The 20,099-nt window shown below is 49.0% G+C and carries 19 protein-coding genes and 1 riboswitch; of the genes, 11 read left to right on the forward strand and 8 right to left on the reverse strand.

The annotated features are described in order from the left end of the window. Positions 1-63: 63 nt before the first annotated feature. The gene (gene recD2 / locus EL628_RS12440; RefSeq protein WP_126580262.1) at positions 64-2,364 is read left to right on the forward strand and encodes an SF1B family DNA helicase RecD2; all 2,301 of its coding nucleotides are present in this window, start codon (positions 64-66) and stop codon (positions 2,362-2,364) included. Positions 2,365-2,547: 183 nt separating this feature from the next. Next, positions 2,548-2,955 (forward strand): iron-sulfur cluster assembly scaffold protein, encoded by a 408-nt coding sequence (locus EL628_RS12445; protein ID WP_126580263.1) that lies wholly within the window; start codon positions 2,548-2,550, stop codon positions 2,953-2,955. A gap of 81 nt (positions 2,956-3,036) precedes the next feature. Here EL628_RS12445 and EL628_RS12450 read toward each other — a convergent pair whose 3' ends face one another. Then, positions 3,037-3,666, reverse strand: a complete 630-nt coding sequence (locus EL628_RS12450; protein ID WP_126580264.1) for a uracil-DNA glycosylase family protein — start codon at positions 3,664-3,666, stop codon at positions 3,037-3,039. Further along, entirely contained in the window at positions 3,635-4,276 is a 642-nt protein-coding gene (locus tag EL628_RS12455) for a flavin reductase family protein (RefSeq protein ID WP_126580265.1), read from the reverse strand. The genes EL628_RS12450 and EL628_RS12455 overlap by 32 nt, the downstream gene beginning before the upstream one ends. 274 nt (positions 4,277-4,550) lie before the next feature. Then, positions 4,551-4,803: riboswitch (cobalamin riboswitch) on the forward strand. A gap of 174 nt (positions 4,804-4,977) precedes the next feature. Here EL628_RS12455 and EL628_RS12460 point away from each other — a divergent pair. Together EL628_RS12460 and EL628_RS12465 are read left to right on the forward strand one after the other, a co-directional pair. Continuing rightward, positions 4,978-6,060, forward strand: a complete 1,083-nt coding sequence (locus EL628_RS12460) for a FecCD family ABC transporter permease (RefSeq protein WP_126580266.1) — start codon at positions 4,978-4,980, stop codon at positions 6,058-6,060. Beyond that, positions 6,054-7,424 (forward strand): ABC transporter ATP-binding protein, encoded by a 1,371-nt coding sequence (locus tag EL628_RS12465; protein WP_126580267.1) that lies wholly within the window; start codon positions 6,054-6,056, stop codon positions 7,422-7,424. The genes EL628_RS12460 and EL628_RS12465 overlap by 7 nt, the downstream gene beginning before the upstream one ends. Before the next feature lie 39 nt (positions 7,425-7,463). Here EL628_RS12465 and map read toward each other — a convergent pair whose 3' ends face one another. Together map and EL628_RS12475 are read right to left on the reverse strand one after the other, a co-directional pair. Continuing rightward, positions 7,464-8,252, reverse strand: a complete 789-nt coding sequence (gene map / locus EL628_RS12470; protein ID WP_126580268.1) for a type I methionyl aminopeptidase — start codon at positions 8,250-8,252, stop codon at positions 7,464-7,466. 48 nt (positions 8,253-8,300) lie between these two features. Continuing rightward, positions 8,301-8,573 carry a helix-turn-helix domain-containing protein gene (locus EL628_RS12475; RefSeq protein WP_126580269.1) on the reverse strand — a complete coding sequence of 91 codons (273 nt, stop codon included), beginning with the start codon at positions 8,571-8,573 and terminating at the stop codon, positions 8,301-8,303. 374 nt (positions 8,574-8,947) lie between these two features. Between EL628_RS12475 and EL628_RS12480 the strand changes: the two genes are divergently transcribed. After that, complete coding sequence (locus tag EL628_RS12480; RefSeq protein ID WP_126580270.1) at positions 8,948-9,241, forward strand: MoaD/ThiS family protein; 294 nt, start codon at positions 8,948-8,950, stop codon at positions 9,239-9,241. Between the two features lie 189 nt (positions 9,242-9,430). On the opposite strand, the gene EL628_RS12485 is transcribed toward EL628_RS12480, so the two are convergent. Beyond that, complete coding sequence (locus EL628_RS12485; RefSeq protein ID WP_126580271.1) at positions 9,431-9,952, reverse strand: hypothetical protein; 522 nt, start codon at positions 9,950-9,952, stop codon at positions 9,431-9,433. Positions 9,953-10,223: 271 nt separating this feature from the next. Between EL628_RS12485 and EL628_RS12490 the strand changes: the two genes are divergently transcribed. Next, complete coding sequence (locus tag EL628_RS12490) at positions 10,224-11,456, forward strand: nitric oxide synthase oxygenase (RefSeq protein ID WP_126581938.1); 1,233 nt, start codon at positions 10,224-10,226, stop codon at positions 11,454-11,456. 160 nt (positions 11,457-11,616) lie between these two features. Next, positions 11,617-12,462 carry a hypothetical protein gene (locus EL628_RS12495; protein ID WP_126580272.1) on the forward strand — a complete coding sequence of 282 codons (846 nt, stop codon included), beginning with the start codon at positions 11,617-11,619 and terminating at the stop codon, positions 12,460-12,462. Between the two features lie 77 nt (positions 12,463-12,539). Here the strand turns inward: EL628_RS12495 and EL628_RS12500 are convergent, their stop codons facing one another. Continuing rightward, the gene (locus EL628_RS12500) at positions 12,540-13,472 is read right to left on the reverse strand and encodes an N-acetylmuramoyl-L-alanine amidase (RefSeq protein ID WP_161975463.1); all 933 of its coding nucleotides are present in this window, start codon (positions 13,470-13,472) and stop codon (positions 12,540-12,542) included. A 485-nt stretch (positions 13,473-13,957) separates the two neighbouring features. On the opposite strand from EL628_RS12500, the gene EL628_RS12505 reads away from it, so the two are divergent. The 3 genes from EL628_RS12505 to EL628_RS12515 are packed head-to-tail and all read left to right on the forward strand — an operon-like array spanning position 13,958 to position 16,648. Beyond that, a complete protein-coding gene (locus EL628_RS12505) occupies positions 13,958-14,752 on the forward strand; it encodes an ABC transporter permease (protein WP_126580274.1) in 795 nt (264 codons plus the stop codon). Positions 14,753-14,771: 19 nt separating this feature from the next. After that, the gene (locus EL628_RS12510) at positions 14,772-15,587 is read left to right on the forward strand and encodes an ABC transporter permease (RefSeq protein WP_126580275.1); all 816 of its coding nucleotides are present in this window, start codon (positions 14,772-14,774) and stop codon (positions 15,585-15,587) included. A 23-nt stretch (positions 15,588-15,610) separates the two neighbouring features. After that, positions 15,611-16,648, forward strand: coding sequence for an ABC transporter ATP-binding protein (locus EL628_RS12515; RefSeq protein WP_126580276.1), 1,038 nt, complete (start codon positions 15,611-15,613; stop codon positions 16,646-16,648). 75 nt (positions 16,649-16,723) lie between these two features. On the opposite strand, the gene EL628_RS12520 is transcribed toward EL628_RS12515, so the two are convergent. Next, entirely contained in the window at positions 16,724-18,283 is a 1,560-nt protein-coding gene (locus EL628_RS12520; RefSeq protein WP_126580277.1) for a carboxypeptidase M32, read from the reverse strand. Positions 18,284-18,499: 216 nt separating this feature from the next. Here EL628_RS12520 and ctaF point away from each other — a divergent pair, with 216 nt between their 5' ends. Then, positions 18,500-19,279 carry an aa3-type cytochrome oxidase subunit IV gene (ctaF, locus tag EL628_RS12525; RefSeq protein ID WP_161975464.1) on the forward strand — a complete coding sequence of 260 codons (780 nt, stop codon included), beginning with the start codon at positions 18,500-18,502 and terminating at the stop codon, positions 19,277-19,279. A 78-nt stretch (positions 19,280-19,357) separates the two neighbouring features. Here the strand turns inward: ctaF and EL628_RS12530 are convergent, their stop codons facing one another. Continuing rightward, on the reverse strand, positions 19,358-20,017 hold the full coding sequence (locus tag EL628_RS12530) for an HIT family protein (protein ID WP_126580279.1): 660 nt from the start codon (positions 20,015-20,017) through the stop codon (positions 19,358-19,360). Between the last annotated feature and the right edge of the window lie 82 nt (positions 20,018-20,099).

Consider the following 20,099-nt stretch of genomic DNA (forward strand, 5'->3'; position numbering starts at 1 on the left):
AAGCATCTCTCCTTTTTGGAATGCATCCTGTTTGTTGTGATGTTTTTATGGAATTAGCAAAGTATGCAAAAGCTCGAAGGTTCTGTTGAAAGCATTGTCTTTCGCAATGAAGATAACCACTATACCGTGGCACGTTTTAGGACTACTGATAGCCAGCGGCTGTTTCGAGATGACCTGACAACAATTGTAGGAACGTTGCCAGGTGTGCAGGTTGGCGAACTCCTCTCAGTTGAAGGTGAATGGGAGAACGATCCCCGGTATGGACGACAACTTCATGTTCTAACCTTTATCCAGCGGCTCCCTACCTCAACTGAGGGGATGATTCGCTATCTGAGCTCTGGTCTGATTAAAGGGATTGGTCCAAAAAAAGCAAAATTAATTGTGGACCACTTTGGTGCTCAGACCCTGGCCATTATTGAGCAACAGCCAGATTTGTTGAACAAAGTAAAAGGAATCAGTACGAAGGATCGAGACCAGATCGCAAAGACATGGATTGAACAGAATGATATTAAAGAACTCCATCTCTTCTTGCAATCGCATGAAGTAGCCATGAATGTGGCAACCCGTGTGTATAAACATTATGGCAAGGAATCAATCAAAGTTATTCGGGAGAATCCTTATCAACTGGCTCAGGATGTAAGTGGGATCGGTTTCCGAACGGCGGATGAGATTGCTGTCAAGCTTGGTCTTCCTTTTGATAGTATTCCGCGCCTTGTATCTGGACTTGAATATGTATTAACGCAAGCGGCTAACGATGATGGACACTGTTTCTTATATGAAAATGACCTTCTCTATCGCTCCTCTGAGATCCTACAGGCTCCTCAAGAGGCGTTGCAGAGAGCTATTGAGCAACTGAAGCAGGAGAAGAGTGTCTTTGTGGAGCCCCCTGCTCAGCCCCTGCCTGCTGCTTCCAGGCAGAGCCCACAAGAGCAGACTGCTCTTGACGAAGATGATCCCTTTTTAGAAGAAGAGGGAGAAGAGCTTGCTCCCCAGTCACGTATTTATTTTGCGCCTTTCTGGTATGCTGAACAAGGCTCTGCCCGGCTGTTGCGGATCCTGCTCAAAGCGCCCAGCAGTATTCCTTCCACATCTCAACAACAGTGGGAGGTCGTCTTTCACCTGCTCAAGCAGAAGCGGAACATGGTGCTGACAGATAAGCAGCGCGAAGCAGTGCAACTGGCCTATACTAAAAAGGTGTGTATATTGACGGGAGGACCAGGAACAGGCAAATCTACCTCTATTCGGGCATTATTGATGCTCTTGCGCACGCGCAAAGTGAATGTCGCCCTGACCGCACCAACGGGACGAGCTGCGAAACGTCTGGCAGAGGCAACGGGGGCTGAGGCCAAAACGCTCCATCGGCTTCTGGAGTATGCGCCCCATGATAATAGTTATCAGCGCAATGAAGATAATCCTTTGCCCTTTCAATTTGTGATCGTGGATGAGTTTTCAATGGTTGATATTCTGTTGTTTTATCATCTATTGAAAGCCTTACCGCGAGATGCTCATCTCCTCCTGGTAGGGGATGCTGATCAACTCCCATCCGTCGGTCCGGGGAGCGTGTTGCGCGATCTCTTGAGGAGCGAGGCGCTACCAATGGTACGCTTGACCGAACTGTTTCGCCAGGCTCAGCAGAGTAAGATTATCGTCAATGCTCACCGCATCAATATGGGGCAGGTCCCCTCAACAAAGATTGAAGCGACCAGCGACTTTTTCTTTATGGCAGAAGAAGATCCCCAGCGGATGCAACAATTGATTCTCGACCTTGTCCATCGACGTCTGCCAGCTCGTTATCACTTTCATCCAACCACAGATATTCAGGTTCTCTCACCGATGTACAAGGGAGCAGTGGGAGTAACAATATTAAACGCAAAATTGCAGTCTCAATTAAATCCTCTGACAACGGGACAATTGGAGTTGGGCGATCGGATCTTGCGGGTGGGAGATAAAGTCATGCAGATCCGCAATAATTATGACAAAGGAGTCTTTAATGGAGACGTGGGATGGATTCGTGTGATCAATACAGAGAACTCCTCGTTAAAAGTGGAGTTTATTGAAGAGAACGGCCCATTGTTTGTTAGCTACAACTTTCATGAACTGGATGAACTCGTGTTGGCCTATGCAGTAACGGTTCATAAGAGCCAGGGGAGCGAGTATCCTGCCGTTGTGATTCCACTGATGAGAGAGCATCGTATGTTGCTCCAGCGAAACCTGTTGTACACTGCAATTACGCGAGCCAAACGTTTCTGTGTCCTGGTTGGACAGCCAGCCGCATTAGAGATGGCTGTGAGAAACAATCGCGTCGAGCATCGTAATACTGGATTAACCGAACGGTTGCTGACTATGCTCCCATTTCCAGAGTAGACGGTCATGCAGCAGAATAAATCGGAGACAAATCTTGTTCTCGTTAACAGAGCGCAGATTTGTGTACGTAAACGATAGAGTCAAAAAGAGTTGAGACCATATATGGTATACTTTTGAACACAGAGAAGAGTATAGAAGAAGTCTCACTCTGCATTATAGACCCAAACCAAGGAGGACAGTCCTATGAATCGCCAAGAAGCGATTGATTTTTTACTTGATCATTATGAGAACCCACGCAATCAGGGTGAGATTGCCAATCCAGACGTTAGCCTGAATGGTGGCAATCCTGGCTGTTCGGATGTTATCACTATGCAGGCCCGCTTTGGCGAGGATGGCAAGCTGCAAGAGATCGCCTGGGATGGCGAAGGTTGCACCATCAGCCGCGCAGCAGCCTCTTATGTGACCGAGATGGTCCAGGGATTAACTCCCGATCAGATTGATGAGATTAGCTTTGAAGATCTGATGGAGCAACTGGGTCGTGAAGTAGTGATGACCCGACCAACCTGTGCGACCCTGGCTTTGGGAACTCTGAAAAAAGGGGTCCATGAGTACCATATGCACAAGCGCTCGGAAGATGCTCACTATTCTTAGCAGCGAACCTCACTAGAGGTTTGACTGTCCTCACCCTGCTTGCTGTTTCCAGTTGATCGAGACGCAGGGACTGATATTTCGTCAGAGCTGATAGGTTATGCGCCATTCAGCAAGCAACTGGAGGGCCTGTTGATGAAGATATTGATGGGCTGGAGCATTGAGCCAGCGGCTCACACCTGAAGGATGGGGGAGAGGAAGAAAAAAGGTCATATCGCGCTGCTGATACGTCCCAATAATCTCCTCCAACCTGGCCTTGCCCAGAAAAGCTTCGATGGCCATTGAACCTACCAATAACACCACGCGAGGTTGTAGGAGCAGCAACTCCTGTTCTAGATAAGGGCGACAGAGCGCTATTTCTGGAGGAGACGGCCTGCGATCACCACTGCCAGAGGTATTTTTACCAGGATTGCAACGGGTCAAGGAACTTAAATAGGCCCGATCATGGAGATAGCCCTCCGGAAAGCCAGCTCGCTCCAGCCATTTTTGCAGCACCATCCCACCAGGACCACTAAACGGGAGGTTTTTGGCCACAGAGCGATGCCCAGGAGCCTGTCCAATGACCATTAACCTGTCAGTGGCTCGTCCGCTCACAATGGGATGGACGGCCTGAAGGTAGCCATGCTGCTGGCAGAGTGTACAGCTACGGATCTGTTGCTGAAGAACCTTCAGTGCAGCTCCCTTAGTGACTGGCGGCTGTTGAGATGGGTGCATGTTCTGAACTCAGATCAGGAGTCTGGTAGGGCACCGTGAGGTGTCGGTATTTTCCTTGAAAATAAATAAGTGGAAGTTCACTCTGAAAAGACTGCTGTCCATCCGCAGCAATGGTATGTTGCTCAGTCCGCATCTCATCATTCGTAGTAATATTACTGGTATTTTCATATACAACACGCTGCCCCGTCCCCATTGCCTCCACCTGCCCCAAAAAGATACTATGATCGCCCGCCGGATATTCTGCCACAATACGGGTATCAACAAAGGCCAGGACATCGTCGATGATGGGCGCTCCCGTGGCTGCAGTCGAGTAGGAAGCATGACAGAAATGCTCATGTCGTTCGGGTGATTGTGTAGCGAAACCGCGCGAAAGATGCTCTTGCTCTGCTGATAATATATTTACTGCAAAGATCTTGCTTTCTCGTAAAAGTGGAATAGTATGACTATTGATATCGATAGAGATCATCACGAGAGGGGGATTAAGCGAGATAGAAGAGAATGAATTTACCGTGATACCAGCAATCTGGCCCTGACTGCTGGTTGTTACGACAGTGACCCCGGTTGTAAAACGCCCCATAACCTGTCGAAAAAACTCTTTTTCCATTGCCATAAACTCTATCCTTTACCGAATTTTTCAATGGTAGTACATGTAGCCGTCTGATAAGGACAGGCTGAACGGCATCAAAGAACAAACGTCTTACAATGTCGGTAGATTGGAGAGAGCCATTCCCTCTGTTTGGGAGGTCGTCATTGATCTCCTTATAAACAGTATCCTCTGCGTCCGAGGTTATGTCAACTGTACAAAAGGGTAGTTTTGTTTTGCCTGGTTGGTGTCAATGGTTGACATTCATCAGGCCCATCGATATACTCATTGTAGTATTTATCTATTGGTGCATCCAGCAGGTGCCTGCTTTGTCTCATTTGAGTAGTCAAAGCGGAGAGAATAGGGAAGTTGGTGAAACTCCAACGCAGACGCGCTACTGTAGACTGGTAAGTTGTCCCTCCTTGTCATAGAGGTTCGTTTCGACGAACGAGGAATGCATGCCACTGTCTCTCATCATACAAGGAGATGGGAAGGCTGAGGGGATAGCTGTTCGAGCCAGAAGCCAGGAGACCTGCCTGCTAGATTGCTGACGTTCCTTCGCGTCAATTAAGGAGCGGGCCGAGACAGCATGTCTTCGTTTAAAAAGCGTGTCTTGGAACATCTCAGGCGTGGAGTTGAGTGAGTTCTGTCCACCTGTCTTGGAGGTTTTCTATGAGCGTTTTTCTGTCTGATCTCTCCTCTCTGCTCTTTTTGAAACGAGCCGCCTCATGAAGATCACCTGGCGGCCTCTAGCTACTCAGCGTAAAAGAAAGCTCTCTCCAATCATTCTGCTTCTTTGTTTATGTCTCTTGCTGCTCCTTGTGATGTTTGTCGCAATCAATTTTGGGTCATTAGCGATTCCTGGGAGTAGTATCGCTAAGATCCTGCTCAATAAAAGTGGTCTGTTTCATTTTCGGCCCCAATGGGACCCTATGTGGGAGATTATTATCTGGCAGATTCGTCTGCCTACTGTTGTGGGAGCGGCCATTGTAGGTGCGGCACTGGCTGTGGCTGGAGCCCTGTTTCAGGGGCTCTTGCGAAATCCTCTTGCCGATCCTTTTTTGATTGGGACCTCGTCGGGAGCGGCTTTGGGCGCGACAATCGCCTTTGTGTTGCCTTTTGAGACTGTTGCGGGCTCCTTTTTTACGCTGACTCCATTATTAGCCTTTATAGGAGCAATGGTCACCGTTTTATTTGTCTACGCATTGGCACGCACTGGCGGACAGACTCCGGTCGTCACATTGCTTTTAGCTGGTGTCGTGGTCAATTCTGTGCTGATAGCTTTTCAGACCTTGATCCTGACGCTCCACCCACCAGGGCAGAATGGATGGCAGGGTCTTTTTAGCTGGCTTTCAGGTGGAATTGCCGTGAATAGCTGGCCGCCATTACTGGTCGTGATCATTGTCGTGATGATTGGTATCGTTGCGGCCTGTTGTCTGGCCGGAGTGTTAGATGCCTTTGCTCTGGGCGATGAGGGGGCAGCCCATTTAGGACTGAATGTTGAAGGATATAAATTTGTGATCGTGCTGTTAGCCTCATTATTGACTGCTGCTGCTGTCTCAATTAGCGGTCTGATTGGTTTTGTGGGGCTGGTGACTCCGCATGTGATGCGGCTGCTGCTGGGACCTCGACATGGTCTGTTATTGCCAGCCTCTGCATTGGGAGGTGCGATCTTCTTGACATTGGCCGACCTCTGCGCTCGAACAGTGCTTAGCCCGGCTATTGTCCCGGTAGGCGTATTTACCGCGCTGGTTGGAGCCCCCTTCTTCTTATTTCTTCTCAGGGGTAGCAAGAAAGAGTACACATGGTAGCGAATATGGAACGGAGATCGCTTAAGGCAGCAGATCCTCTGGTGCAGATGCAGAGTGTCTCTTTTGGTTATAGCAAACAAACGTTGCTCTATGATGTTTCAGTACAGATCCGGTCTGGTGAGATGGTTGGTCTGTTGGGACCAAATGGATCAGGTAAGACCACATTGTTACGTTTGCTCAGTGGGGCTATCCATCCTCGGCAGGGACAGGTTTTGCTGTTGGGGAAAACTTTGCGGCAGTGGGGGCGGCGTGCCACTGCGCAGAGGGTCGCTGTTGTTCCACAAGAGATGCATATGCCCTTTGCTTTTACCGTTGAGGAGATGGTTCAGCTTGGGAGGACCCCTTTTGTCCCGGCTTTTTTTGGGACACGTGGCAGTCAAGATGAGAAAGCCGTTCAGGAAGCGATGGAGATTGCAGGCGTTTCAGCCTTTGCGAAGAGAAGCTTTAACGAGCTAAGTGGAGGAGAGAGACAACGGGTCACGATTGCAATGGCATTAGCACAGGAGCCTGCTCTGCTCCTTCTGGACGAACCTACAGCGCATCTCGACATCAAATATCAGATTGAGACCCTTGCCCTGGCCCAGCGATTGAATCGTGAGCGAGGTGTGACCATTATTGCAGCGCTTCATGATCTGAATCTTGCGGCGCGCTATTTTCCACGACTACTGCTCTTTCAGCGTGGAATCGTTGCTGATGCCAGTCCAGCCGAGGTGCTTCAGCCTGAGCTGTTAAGCCGTGTGTATGGCATCCCGATTCAGGTGGGTATTCTTCGCGGCTCTCAGCATCTCAGTATTCTGCCACCTGTGGACGATGCTCAAGCGGTCAACAGAAAAGAGGGAAGCCATCCGTTGATTCATGTTATGGCAGGTGGAGGATCGGGCGAGCTGTTGATGAGAGCACTGGCAGATGCTCAGCTCCCCTTTGTGGCGGGGGCATTGAATGTAGGCGATAGCGATCATGCATTAGCATTGCGCCTGGCCCAGGAAGTGATTACGGAGCAGCCATTTGCGCCTATTTCATTGCCAGCGCTTACCCGAGTCCAACAGAGCCTTGAGCATGTACGTGTGCTTCTCATCTGTCCTACGGCCATTGGGCCAGGGAATCTTATCTTACTGCAAGAGGCTTATGCGGTAGCACAACGCGGAGTCAGCGTTCTTCTCTTACAAGGAACGATTGATGGAACAGCCTGCACCCCGCCTGAAACAGGGAACCTGCAACGCACCAGCCAGAGCGATTTTAGTGCACGCGACTATACTGGTGGGCAAGGGGCAATGCTCCTTGAAAAGATCATCTCCGCAGGTGGGCAGGAAGTAAGCTCTGTTGTAGAAGCGCTTGAGCTTGTGAAAAGCGTCATCACAGCATAAGAAAGAGGTGAGAACATGATGCTCGCACCTCTTATCGCGTTAGATAACTGTTAACAATTCGGCAGCGCCATCGGTAATGGCCATACAGTGTTCGAACTGGGCTGAACGTGAGCCATCGGCTGTGCTGATTGTCCAGCGATCGGGTAAGAGCCGTGTCTCTGGTCCACCAGTATTGATCATAGGTTCAATCGTAAAGACCATCCCTTTTTGGATGCGCAGACCAGTATTGGGCCTGCCAAAGTGGGGAACGCTGGGATCTTCGTGGAGAGAGCGCCCTACGCCATGGCCGACCAGATCACGGACCGTAGAGAATCCATGTGCTTCCGCATACTCTTGAATCGCCGCGCCTATATCTCCGATACGTTTGCCGGGGCGAGCCTGTTCGATGCCTAATTCAAGGCATTTGGCCGTCACATCCATCAGCCTCTGCCCCTCTTCGTCAATTGTCCCCACCGCATAGGTCATGCAAGAATCACCAACCCAACCTTTATAGAGCGACCCGATATCGATTCCTACAATATCACCATTTTGAAGAGCCCGTTTCGTACTGGGAATCCCATGGCAGATCTCGTCATTGATCGAAATACAGGTCGCAGCAGGAAAAGGCGGAACGGCAGGATTACCACGGCGTGCTGGCTGAGCGCCATACCCTTTATAGACAGGGATGGCCCCTTTGCCTCGGATATAGTCTTCAGCAATCCGATCCAATTCAGCGGTTGTGGTACCTGGTTTGACATACGGGCGGAGAACCTCAAAGGTCTCAGCAACAATGCGGCCTGCTTCGCGCAGATGAGCGATCTCCTGCCGCGATTTCAGTAAAACTGCCATAAAAAACCTCTCTCTATGGAATGAAGAATAGAAAGTATGCTCAGGATATTAGTGGGCTGCCGTATTCATCTCTTGAGGTTCTTCCCAGGTCAACAGATCATTCGTGGAGACCTGAAAGTAGCCATTAAAATAATTCAAAAGATTGTCTATCGTCGTATAATCAATACGTTGGCTTTTGCCAGTATTGAGAGAGGCAAGAACACTTAGTGAGACCCCGCTCTCCTCAGAGAGACGTCGGAGACTCAAAATGGTCTGGCCTCGATGTGCTCGCTCAACGTTTACGCGCGCGAGCAACAAACGTAATTTGCAAGAAATAGTCAAGCTCTTCACCTCTCGCTTGCTATTGTATCCACGGAGTTATCTTGAGGATAGAATACCAGATCGTGTAGTGGCATGTCAATACAATGTAGTGGATAAGCCAGACATGATCCCTAGCGAGCATGCGAAGGTGGCGAAAAAGGAGCGTAAAACGACAGAGCAGGTGCGCCAGAGATGCTAAAGGCATCCTCTCTGGAAAGAAGAAAGCAGTTTGTCCTTGATGGTAATTTGGCGCGAGAAACGCTTGCAATCTCTTCCTCTTCCCCGTATACTTGCAATAAATCATAGAACATATGTATATTCATGGTCGTATTTTGTCTAGTCTTAATTTGCAGTATTTTAGGAACACTATTTGATTGATAGTGAAGGTGAGGTTTATGAGCTCTGAAGATAAACTGACAGTGACGCTACGTCTGCCTTCAACATTGAGTGCTTACAGCGGTGGAAAGAGCCAGATTGCCCTTAAAGCAGAGACGATAGAGCAATTGCTCAATCTATTAGAACAGCAGCATCCCCTGGTCTGGGAGCGTTTGTGTACAGAGCAAGGGGCGATTCGCGAACATGTGAGAATCTTTGTGAACAATCAACTTATCAGCGATGCAAGTGGCTTGAAAACAGTCTTAAAGCCTGGTCAAGAAGTCATTGTGCTGCCTGCCACATTTAGCATTTAGTTCGCATGTAGCTCCTTTTTTCTTCTTCATGGAAGGGCTTACATCTTTTTTTTGCGTTTGACAGGCTTAACTGGTGAGATAGTGTGCATTTCTGTCCTCTGTCCTGGCATAATCGCATCATGGAAGAGCAAAAACCTCCCCTAGAGATCGCGTGCCTATTCCAGGGGAGTACTACCATGTTAGCTTTAATTAAAGATGAGTATCGGATATGGAAGAGCGTAGTGAGTCAGCCGCCTCGTTGGAGGGGAGGCTGGTGGAGATGGGTGATGAAGTTGGGGCGCTCATCTGTTGTGTTATCTTTAAGACATCTTGAGGAGTCGCATTTTGAAGCTGCTGTGCCACCGTAGTATTGGTAGGGGAGGCCAGTGCGGCCTGGCTCACAGCAGTCTGAAGCACTACTTTATCGATTGCGCTGGAGAGCCAGCCAGAGCCGCTCATACCCACCAGGATTGCTCCACCAAACTCAGAGACATTTACCAGTGCGTTCCCACCTCCTGCCTGTGTGAGAGGACCATAGAGCAGCCATGAAACGAGTGCAGCGACCGATCCAATGAGCATATTGCCAATAAAACCAGGGAGAAGAATACTGGTGCCATCTCCTTTAGGGACCGTATGAGGAAGTTCAAACCCCTTATCATTGATGTAACTATTCACCAGCCCGCCAACTCCGCCTGCTGCAAACACCAGTCCTATAACCTGCCACACCGTCATTGCCAGAAACCTCCTACTACATCAGAGCCGTTGCTCATGCCTATCTTTTCAACGCAAAAAAGCTGCTTGCCGTTGCAAAACATATTGAAATGTATGAAAGAAGAAAGAAGCGATTCCTCTCTCTCTTTCCCTTCTCAGGTCAAGACACCGTTACTTCTTAAGAAAAGAAGCGTTTTAGAAAGTGTGTAAATTTATACTGGTTGTTGCTGCTGGTTGTTGGTAGAAGGGTATGGCTGTGAGTGCAAAGATGTATCCATATACGTATTCGCTTATGAAGAATATTCCAGAGATAAAAAAACCTTTCGTTGAGCCGAAGGTCCTTTTAAGTGAGGCAAGAGCGTTTCTCCGTTTCTTTCATCAAGAGCAAGGGATAATGCACCAGACCAAAGCGCGTATGCTTCAGATTGAGGCAGAGATAGAGCGAAGTGGAAGCTATTGGCAGACGTATGATGAGATTGCCTATGGAGCCAAAGTTGCCTGGAGACAGAGTCTACGCTGTATTGGTCGTTTGCACTGGCAATCGCTCAATATCTGCGATCGCCGCAAAGTCACCACGGCTGAAGGCGTTTTTGAAGCGTTGTTGCACCATTTGCGACAGGCAACAAACAATGGAAAGATTCGCCCGTACCTGACCCTTTTTGCGCCCCAACAGCCTGGACAGCCAGGAATTCGTATCTGGAATGCTCAACTTCTGCAATATGCGGGATATCGACAGCTCGATGGCAAAATTCTTGGCGATCCAGCCAATCAAGATCTGACAGAGATCCTTCTACAATTAGGCTGGAAGCAGCGGAAACGTTCAGCCTTTGACCTGCTACCACTTGTCATTCAGATGCCGGGGCAGGCTCCTCAACTGTTTGAGATCCCGCGTTCGGCAGTATTAGAGGTCCCTTTGCAGCATCCAGAGTATCGGTGGTTTGCTGACCTCGGTCTGAAGTGGTATGCAGTACCAGTTATCTCTAATATGCGTCTGGAGATTGGAGGGGTCTCCTACACGGCAGCTCCTTTCAACGGCTGGTATATGGGGACTGAGATTGGATCGCGTAACCTTGGTGATCGTGAGCGCTATTATCTTCTCCCTGTGATTGCAGAAAAATTGGGCCTGGCCATGAATTCAGAGCGGACCTTATGGAAAGATCGTGCGCTTCTCGAGCTCAATAGTGCTGTGCTTTATTCGTTTGCCCAGGCTGGGGTCACAATGATTGACCATCACACCGCAGCTCAACAATTTCTCCTGCATGAAGAGCGAGAGGCTAGAGCGGGAAGAAAAGTGTATGCCGACTGGGGCTGGATTGTGCCACCAATGTCTTCTTCCGCAACGCCGGTTTTTCACCAGACGTATGAGCAGAGACTGCTGACCCCCAACCTTTTTGCGCAACAGCCGCCCTGGCGTGATTATACGCTTACAATGCCAGCTCAGCCGACTGAGCGTTTTGAGATAGGTCCATCCTCCATAGCCTGTCCGACAAAAGGATTGCTCTCTTATCCGGCTCGGGATGAGTAACGCGCGTCGTCTGCGAGCAAGGCAAAAGAAGTAAAAAGGTAGCCCATTTGGGGTCTGTCAGCTTCTCTACATTGACAGGTTTGTCTCCTGTTTCTATAGTACTGATTAAGAGAAGATGTGCTTATACATTGCCACGTTAGAAGAAGGGAAGTACAATCTAATGGCGTTTACGCAAGATGAACTTCAGTCGCTTAATGCAATTTTCGACCAAAAGTTGCTTCATCATCGCCGCGAATTGGAGCGTACTTTTGACCAGCGTTTGCTTGTGTTTAAATCGGAGTTTGAGCAGCGCCTGACGGCAGTACAGCAAGATCTACGTACTCACCTTGCTCGTCGCTCAGTTGAGCAACAGCAGAAAACGAAAGAACTGTTCCAGCAATCCACCGAAAGTCAATTTGCTCGCTTCTCTCAGCTTCTGACTCAGGAGCTTGCACAACAGGAGAAGCAAAGCTCCCCGCATCTGGAAGATGTCGTTGAGCGTTCACTTGCGGCACAGTTACTGGCATTTGAGCAATTAATCAATCAGCGTCAAAGTCCTCCAATGGGAGAGGGCGGCTCTTTATATGTCAATGATCAGACCAGTGATTTTGATGCGATAGAGGTCCAGACGGAGATCCCGTGGGAAGATCTTGTAGAGCTGATTGACAAAGTTTTAGAAGAGCGGCTCTCCTCTTTGCATGCTGCCCTACAGAATCGTGTGAGGGAGTTGGAGCGTGTACTGGTTGGTCATCTACAAACGTTGCGCTCGCTGATGATGGAGCAGTCGCCTCAGGCTGTGACCCCCTTTCAGAATATGCAAGAGGTGTACGAGAGTATTCATCAGCTCGAAGAACTGATTGAGTCGATGCAAGTCGCGATGACAGCGAACAGCGCCCTGCTTTCTAATCGTCTTTATCATCATCAGCATCTTCCTCTTGATCGTGCTCATGCGCAACAGCGCATTGTTCCTCCAGAGCCCGCTCCACTCCCTTTTCAGTTGCGAAAAGAGGAGCAGTCACGAAACTAGACCACTCTCCCTCCATTCTGATAAACGAGCTCCCTCGCTGAAGAGAAGGCAACCAGCGAAGGAGCAGATGGGAAGTCTCAGGATAGTTTTGAGAGTGTATTAATCTGATTGAGCTTATTGATATATGTCTGGAGTGCAGTATTCGTCGATTGAGCCAGCAACTGTTGCCCCAGCCCTGAGTCGATATGTAAAAGGTAGCAGGGTCCGCTAATAGGGGGGTTATCAACGCTACGATTTGGATCGTAGATGATGATCGCTCGCTCACAGGGAACAATGGCGGTATTGGGATGCTGCGGTGGGTAGATCTCATTCGAAAGAGGAAGCCCCAATAAGCCCGGTCCTCCATACGTTCGATAAAAGGTCAAGTTAGCCCCTAAAAGAACGACTCCATTTTTGCATTTCCAGGCTCCATTGCCGCCATCAGAGAAAAATGGTTGAACGCTTGGATCTGTAAGTTGCAGCATAGACCCTCCACCTTTTAAGTAACTCCATAGTTGATCCCAGGGATAGTTTCCGGGACAGCGGCTCCGACTAACCGGATCAATCGAGAAGTGACCTGTAATTCCTCCACTTGCGTCTGCCGTTCGCATGGGGATCTTCCAGCGCTGACAGATATGTTGAATCAATTGAAAGCTCGCTGCCTGTTGAGCGGAAGTAAGGGGATCAGAATTGTCGCTTGATGGTTTACAGTGTTCGATTGAGATGGTGCTATTATTTGGATTGATGGAAGTGTTCCAGAATGGTTCATGGCCAGCAGAGAAGATGCCGTTGGCCCATGCTCCCCCCGATTCGGGCACACATTGAACGACTTTTCCGTCCTGGCCGATCACATAATGGCTACTGACAGGATTATTTGTATTTTCGGTCGTGGCAAAAAAGTTGGCAATGGCCTCGGCACTGGTGCCGCCAGCCGTTCCATGGAGAATAACATACAGGGGTTTCTGTCCATTGCGGTCAGGAAAGTAGTTTTGATTGGGAATAACAGTTACACCTTCTTCATCAGCATTCATTTTGTTCCCCTTTTCACATTTCAATGAGTGCATATAGAGATTTCTTGTGGTGTTTTTCTGCATCCTTTCACTTATAAAAGGTTGTATTCACTTATAAAAGGTTCTATTCGTCAGCAGTGTACCATGAAAAAAGGAAAATGTGTATTACTATTTTTAATTATTCTACGCATATGTACGCCCACAAGAGCAGAAGCTCGCAACGAATAGGGACATGTTGCTAATTCCCCCTCCCTTTCAGGGGAGATTGATTCATTCATAGAAGAAACTTTTTTTGCTGTATTGCGGGAGCCTTGACAGATAGCTGCAATAGCTTTATACTGATGCGGCTGCTTGCGACAGCTTTTTTCTTGTGTTTCTTCCACTCTTCAAAAAAACCAGTCGTGCTCGCGCTGAGCAACTGGTTATTTTGTGTTGTCCGCGTTTTGACTCCCCCTTACTACAGACATTGTATGTATTGCCTTATCATCATCAAGAGGAGTTCCATCATGTGGCGTTTTTATGTTGCCCTGGCGCAGACTGCGTTTCGCCGGCAACTTATCTACCGTTGGGCAAATCTTGCCGGCATCTGTACGAATATTTTCTTTGTCCTTCTGTTTAGCTATATATTGATTGCACTGTATCAGGTACGGCCTGTAGTAGCTGGCTATAACCTGCAGGATATGGTGCGGTATACCTGGCTAGTGCAGGCCATGATTATGGTTGTGGTGCCATTTAATTGGAATGAGTTAATGTTAACGATCCGTTCTGGTGAGGTCGTTTCTGATCTGAGCAAGCCCTGCGATTTTTATGGCTATTGGTTTAGCCGTGAGGTTGGCAGGAGCCTCTATTATCTCCTCTTTCGGAGTATCCCTATTTATCTGGTAGGGATGGTGCTGTTCAAGTTGGGCCTCCCAGACTCCTGGTTTTTCTGGCTGGCTTATGCATTTTCCTTTAGTATTGGAACGATGTTAGGGATTGCCTATCGTTTTCTCTTTAATCTTGCGGCATTCTGGTTAGTAGAGGCTCGCGCAATGATTACGCTGGCGACGACGGTCTCTCTCTTCTTTACTGGATCATATATTCCGATTCCTCTGCTTTCGCCTCCCTTTCAGGCTATTGTGGGTTGGCTTCCCTTCAATGGTCTGATGAACCTTCCTGTTGAGATTTTTTTAGGGAAAATCGTTGGTTTTGCTTTGCTCTTTGAGCTGGGACGCCAACTGCTCTGGCTTGTCATCTTGATGGTTTTTGCTCGCTGGTTAACGGGACTGGCGACGCAGCGTGTTGTCTCTCAAGGCGGTTAATCGAGAAAGCGAGAATGCTATGAACCTGTTATTTGAGGATATGCAATTGTATCTGCGTCTGATTCTCATGCAGATTCGTGCGCAGGCCCAGTATAAGTTGAACCTTGTATTGGATATCTCTACCTATTTTCTGGTTACTGCCTGTGAGTTGCTTGCAGTCATCCTCTACTTTGTGCCTTTTCCAACGCTGCTCGGATGGAGAGTTGGCGAGGTTATGCTGTTGTCGGGGGTGGTGTCATTAAGTTTTGGTCTGGCAGAGATGGTCGGGTCGGGCATTGATGATTTTTCTACGATGATTCGTCGCGGCGATTTTGATCGAGTACTGCTACGACCCCTGGGAGCTTTCATCCAGATTTTTGGGAGCGATTTTCGTCTTCGTCGTCTGGGTCGTCTCACTCAGGGTGTGCTGGCGATCGGTCTGGCTCTTCCCCTTATTCCGCAATTGCACTGGACAGTCTTTCGTGTACTGGTACTGGTGCTTGGAGTTATCAGTGGCATGGTGATCTATGTATCAGTTCAATTATTAGGGGCTACACTCTGCTTCTGGACAGTAGAAACAACCGAACTGATTAATCTTCTGACGTATGGGAGCAGAGAAATGATGAGCTATCCTCTTGCGATTTATCATCAATTGATGCAACGCTTCTTTCTCTTTATCATTCCCGTGGCCTTTGGGGCTTATGTTCCCGTCTGTTTTGTACTTGGAAAAGCGCTTCCCTTTGGTTTGCCTTTGGAGTGTGCCTATCTGGCACCAGTGGTTGCGACATTGTTTGCCCTGGTGGTTGGCTGTATCTGGCGCTATGGAGTTCACCGATATCAGAGTACTGGTAGCTAAACGAACAAGAGAGGAAAGAGAGAATGACTGTTCTGATTGAAGCTAAGGGATTACAAAAGACCTTTCGCATTACGAAAAGACGCACCGGTTTTTTGGGAGGCGTTCGTAGCATTGTTGATCCAGAGGTAAGAAGCGTTGAGGCGGTTCGCGATCTCTCGCTCTCTATTCAGCAGGGAGAGATGGTTGGTCTGATTGGGCCAAATGGAGCTGGTAAGAGTACGACCATTAAGATGTTGACCGGTATTCTCAAGCCAACGGCCGGGCATCTTCAGGTGGCCGGACTCAATCCAATCCAGCAACGAAGGAGCCTGGCCGCACGTATCGGCGTCGTCTTTGGTCAACGAACGCAGTTATGGTGGGATCTGCCATTGATTGACTCATTGCAGTTGCTACGTCATCTGTATCGTGTGCCAGAAATACGCCATCGTGAAAATCTTGCTCAACTGCGAAAAATGTTGGATCTGGATGAGTTTATTGATACACCAGTTCGGCAGTTGTCGCTGGGGCAGCGTATGCGAGGCGATCTGGCCGCAGCACTGCTTCATGAGCCAGAGCTGCTCTATCTTGATGAGCCTACAATTGGGCTGGATGTGATTGCCAAAGCCAGGATTCGTGAAGCCCTGCTAGCGCTCAATACAAAGAGAGGGACAACACTCCTGTTGACCACCCATGATATGGATGATATTGAGACCCTTTGCCCGCGCATGTTGATCATCGATCATGGACAGAAGCTCTATGATGGTACTGTTACCGCGATTCGTGAACGGTTTGGTGGAGAGCGGACGCTGATTGCAACCCTTGATAGCGCGTCTCAACTCCCAGGGAATCAGCAGAACGTGCCAATCTTGCCAGATCTTCCAGCTGGTGTGCAGGTCTTGAGTAGTGATGGTCCAACGCTTGTTTTGAGCTTTGGGCGCGAGACGATGCCTGCGCATGAACTGGTAGCCTGGTTGGGAGCGCGTTATCCGCTGCGTGATGTTACCTTTCAGGAGCCTGAAGTTGAGGATGTCATTCGCCGTATCTACGAAGAAGGTCTGCTCCTTAAAGAGAAAGCTTTATAAGAAAGTTTTCTGGCGTAGGATGTGGCCAGTGAGCGAATACTATAGATCACTCACTGGCCACGTGGTCACCCTTTTCTAGAGATCATAAATCTCAGTGAATTTGTGTGTCAGATAATCGATGAAGTACTGGGGGCTCCCTGGCTCACCCGTCAGACGCTGAATAAGGTCTTCTGGTAAGTAGGTTGTTCCCAATGCATACATATTTTCGCGGAGCCATTGCAGGATAAAGCCAGTCTCACCGTGTTTCAAGCGCTCATCCATATCGGGGAAGAGACGATGGAGAGTAGCAAAGATCTGTGCCGAATAGAGATTCCCCAGTGTATAGTCAGGGAAATAGCCAAAGCCAGAGGTCCAGTGAATATCTTGCAGAATACCATCTGCATCACTTGGAGGCGTAATGCCCAGATATTCCTGATATTTCGCATTCCAGAGACCTGGTAGCGACTCTACTGCGATCTCGCCATTGACCATGGCCTGTTCGAGCTCGAAGCGAATGATAATATGCAGGTTATAGGTGACCTCATCGGCCTCAACGCGGATCAGGCTCGGCTGAACTTTATTTAAGGCACGTACAAAGGCACGAACATCAACATTCTTAAATTGTGCAGGGAAAAGCTCTTGCACAATGGCATAGTGTCTGGTCCAGAAGGCTTCAGAGCGACCAATCGCATTTTCCCAGAGACGCGACTGCGATTCATGCATCCCCATTGAAGCCCCAGTAGCCAGCGGAGTGCGCATGAGAGACTTTGATTGACCCTGCTCATACAGACCATGACCGCCTTCATGAAGAGCAGCCATGAGCGAGCTTTGGAGAAATTGCTCACTATAGCGGACGGTCAGGCGAGCATCGAGAGGAGAGCCAAAACTGGTCGTAAAGGGGTGAGCTGAGCGAGCGAGCTGCCCGTGATTAAAATCGTAACCGATGACCTGAAGGATCTTCTCGCAGAGAATCTGTTGTTGCTCGATAGAGAAGGTTCCTTGGAGAATGGAATCGTCAATATCGGTTCCACTGGCCTGAATTCGCTGGAGCAGATCGCTGCTGACCTTGCGTACAGGTGCGAAAAGTTCCTCCACGCGAGCTGTTGTGAGCCCTGGCTCAGTTGCATCCAGTAAGGCGTCATAGCGTGTCTCGGCGTAGCCGATACGATCAGCGATCTCGCGTTGGATCGCAATTGTTTTGGTGAGCCAGGGAGCAAAGGTGGCAAAATCATTATTGGAGCGGGCATTGATCCATGCCTCAGTGCCCGCAGCTCGAACGCGCTCTTGTTCCTCGACGAGTGAGCGTGGCAGTTTCGTCGCGCGATTATAGGAGTGTAACGTCTGGCGGACCAGACCACGATCGGCAGCCGTGAACTCTGGTTGTATGACGCGTTCACTCAACTTTTGCAGTAACGAGCCGATCTCAGGATGGGTGAAACGTTCGTGCACCAGGCCCTGAAGAGTCGCCATCTGATGCATACGAGCTTCATAGGCTCCCTTAGGAAGTGCCGTTTGCTGATCCCAGTCGGCGAGAGCGCCCAGAGCTTCTAAATCTGCCACCTCGTGGAGCCGCTGCAAGAGCGCCTGCACCTGCTCGTCACTGCGTGTAAATACTAAAGAGGTATCTGCTACTGAATGATGCGTCGTTGATTCCATGATTCTTCTTTCTCTTCTTTAGATACAAATATTCCCCATAAGATTATTAGCGACTGGCACCATTATATCTTTTTTCTCCATCTGCTGAAAGACCCGGAGCGAGTCAGGTACCTCCTCTGGTCAAAAAAAGAGACTTGTGCTATGCTTAATGAGCAGGACAATTATTAGGAATAGGAGTCCTCATAGACCGTAGAATAACCGTAGAGGAAAATGCCTATGGATAGTTCTCTTCACCGTGCCGGGTTAGTCCTTGACGATCAGTCATTGGACACAGCACATGAGGAAGCAGAGGTGGCAGAAGAGGAGCATCATATTCACCTGCCTTCACCAAGTTTATGGCCCTTACTGTTAAGTGTCGCAATTCTGGTGACAGTGGTTGGCCTTCTGTTCATCCCTGATAGCCCCTGGCTCGTCGTTGTGGCCGCCCCCTTTATCCTGATTGGGATTCTGGGATGGGCCCTCGAGGATCCGATGGCGGCTCCAGCCGAACAGGTCATACCAACCCTTGCAAGAGCAGGCGCGTACTCAAAGTATCAAATTGGTCAAGATGTCCTTGGGAGCGATGGTGAACTGCTTGGAACAGTGGGAGCGCGTTTCAACCGCTATGTGCTGGTTGATCGTGGTCAACTGGTCAAGCCGTATTATGTGCCAGTAAGCGTTATTAAGGACGAATTGAAGAACAATGCACTTTGTCTGACCGTGACTGAAAATGATCTGTTCAATCAGTATGCTGACAAGCTTCCCGTTGATCTTTATGACAACACTCCAGAGCCTGAGGTGCCCCAGATCACGGGTGTACCAATGTTTGCAAATGGGCCGTTGTCGCCAGCGGAGACTGGTCACTATAATTATGGTCCAAATTTTCCGGGCATCAATACGGATGCAGCTGGCTCGTACAGACCTGAAGAGGTCCGTCCTGCGCCGCAGAAGTATATTGGTGATCGTCGGAAGACGTATCTGGACTCGAAGCGCATTCCTTCTCGTGCCGTTAGCTAAGAGAATTGGCGCATCGGCGCATCTAAAAAAAGCAGTGGTTACGTTTATGTTGCCACTGCTTTTTTGTGGGCTGAATAGCTAGACTTTTTCCTCTTGCCTCTGAAAGAGTCGCCAATTCGCAAACAGCGAGTCGATGAGCGGTTGGCCTTCGGCCTGCCTTTGCAGGGAGGTCCGTCGGATCGCATTGGGAATCCGGTTGGCGATCCCTGGATGGAAGATCGACTGAATGACATAGCGATAGTCATCTTCATCTGGTGCGAAGAGAAGCTTCTGATGAGCAATTTGTAAAAAGAAATAATGCCCTTTTGCTCCATACCAGTTGCGTAGCTCATCCTGAGATGAGAGGATCTTCTGGTGGCGTTGAGATGAGGAATGATACTGTACATCTCCAAATGGGAAGCAGTGCAGGTGAGCATGAAAGACTGTTTGATGGAAGACCCCATGTTCCCAGTAGGTTGGTGCGGTATAAAAATGCGTCTGAAAACGCGCGACTTCGTCTTTACATGCCTGTAATTCTTGATCATAGGTAGCTGGTAACGCACCATAGCAGGCATAATGGTTCTTGGGGACAATCAGAAGATGTCCTTCTACCAGGGGAGCGTAATCGGCAAGCAGGTAGAAGTTCTCCGTCTCTTTGAGGATATTGTGGGAGATAGTACTGTGCTGGCAGAATGTGCAGTCATAGACGGGATCATGATGGAGATGAGGATGAGATGCAGAAATGTTTCCTCCTTGCATGCAGGTCTACTCCTTGTAATCTTGAGGGAGGAATCTCCTCTCTCAAGAAAACTATAACCTAAAGCTTTCACGAAGCGCAAGA

The organism is Tengunoibacter tsumagoiensis (assembly GCF_003967535.1).
GTDB classification, from domain to species: domain Bacteria; phylum Chloroflexota; class Ktedonobacteria; order Ktedonobacterales; family Ktedonobacteraceae; genus Tengunoibacter; species Tengunoibacter tsumagoiensis.

Bases quoted from the DNA above. Each gene is read 5' to 3' on its own strand.
- recD2 (WP_126580262.1), top strand. From the start codon at position 64: ATGCAAAAGCTCGAAGGTTCTGTTGAAAGCATTGTCTTTCGCAATGAA.
- EL628_RS12445 (WP_126580263.1), top strand. From the start codon at position 2,548: ATGAATCGCCAAGAAGCGATTGATTTTTTACTTGATCATTATGAGAAC.
- EL628_RS12450 (WP_126580264.1), bottom strand. From the start codon at position 3,666: ATGCACCCATCTCAACAGCCGCCAGTCACTAAGGGAGCTGCACTGAAG.
- EL628_RS12455 (WP_126580265.1), bottom strand. From the start codon at position 4,276: ATGGCAATGGAAAAAGAGTTTTTTCGACAGGTTATGGGGCGTTTTACA.
- EL628_RS12460 (WP_126580266.1), top strand. From the start codon at position 4,978: ATGAAGATCACCTGGCGGCCTCTAGCTACTCAGCGTAAAAGAAAGCTC.
- EL628_RS12465 (WP_126580267.1), top strand. From the start codon at position 6,054: ATGGTAGCGAATATGGAACGGAGATCGCTTAAGGCAGCAGATCCTCTG.
- map (WP_126580268.1), bottom strand. From the start codon at position 8,252: ATGGCAGTTTTACTGAAATCGCGGCAGGAGATCGCTCATCTGCGCGAA.
- EL628_RS12480 (WP_126580270.1), top strand. From the start codon at position 8,948: ATGAGCTCTGAAGATAAACTGACAGTGACGCTACGTCTGCCTTCAACA.
- EL628_RS12485 (WP_126580271.1), bottom strand. From the start codon at position 9,952: ATGACGGTGTGGCAGGTTATAGGACTGGTGTTTGCAGCAGGCGGAGTT.
- EL628_RS12490 (WP_126581938.1), top strand. From the start codon at position 10,224: ATGAAGAATATTCCAGAGATAAAAAAACCTTTCGTTGAGCCGAAGGTC.
- EL628_RS12495 (WP_126580272.1), top strand. From the start codon at position 11,617: ATGGCGTTTACGCAAGATGAACTTCAGTCGCTTAATGCAATTTTCGAC.
- EL628_RS12500 (WP_161975463.1), bottom strand. From the start codon at position 13,472: ATGAATGCTGATGAAGAAGGTGTAACTGTTATTCCCAATCAAAACTAC.
- EL628_RS12505 (WP_126580274.1), top strand. From the start codon at position 13,958: ATGTGGCGTTTTTATGTTGCCCTGGCGCAGACTGCGTTTCGCCGGCAA.
- EL628_RS12510 (WP_126580275.1), top strand. From the start codon at position 14,772: ATGAACCTGTTATTTGAGGATATGCAATTGTATCTGCGTCTGATTCTC.
- EL628_RS12515 (WP_126580276.1), top strand. From the start codon at position 15,611: ATGACTGTTCTGATTGAAGCTAAGGGATTACAAAAGACCTTTCGCATT.
- EL628_RS12520 (WP_126580277.1), bottom strand. From the start codon at position 18,283: ATGGAATCAACGACGCATCATTCAGTAGCAGATACCTCTTTAGTATTT.
- ctaF (WP_161975464.1), top strand. From the start codon at position 18,500: ATGGATAGTTCTCTTCACCGTGCCGGGTTAGTCCTTGACGATCAGTCA.
- EL628_RS12530 (WP_126580279.1), bottom strand. From the start codon at position 20,017: ATGCAAGGAGGAAACATTTCTGCATCTCATCCTCATCTCCATCATGAT.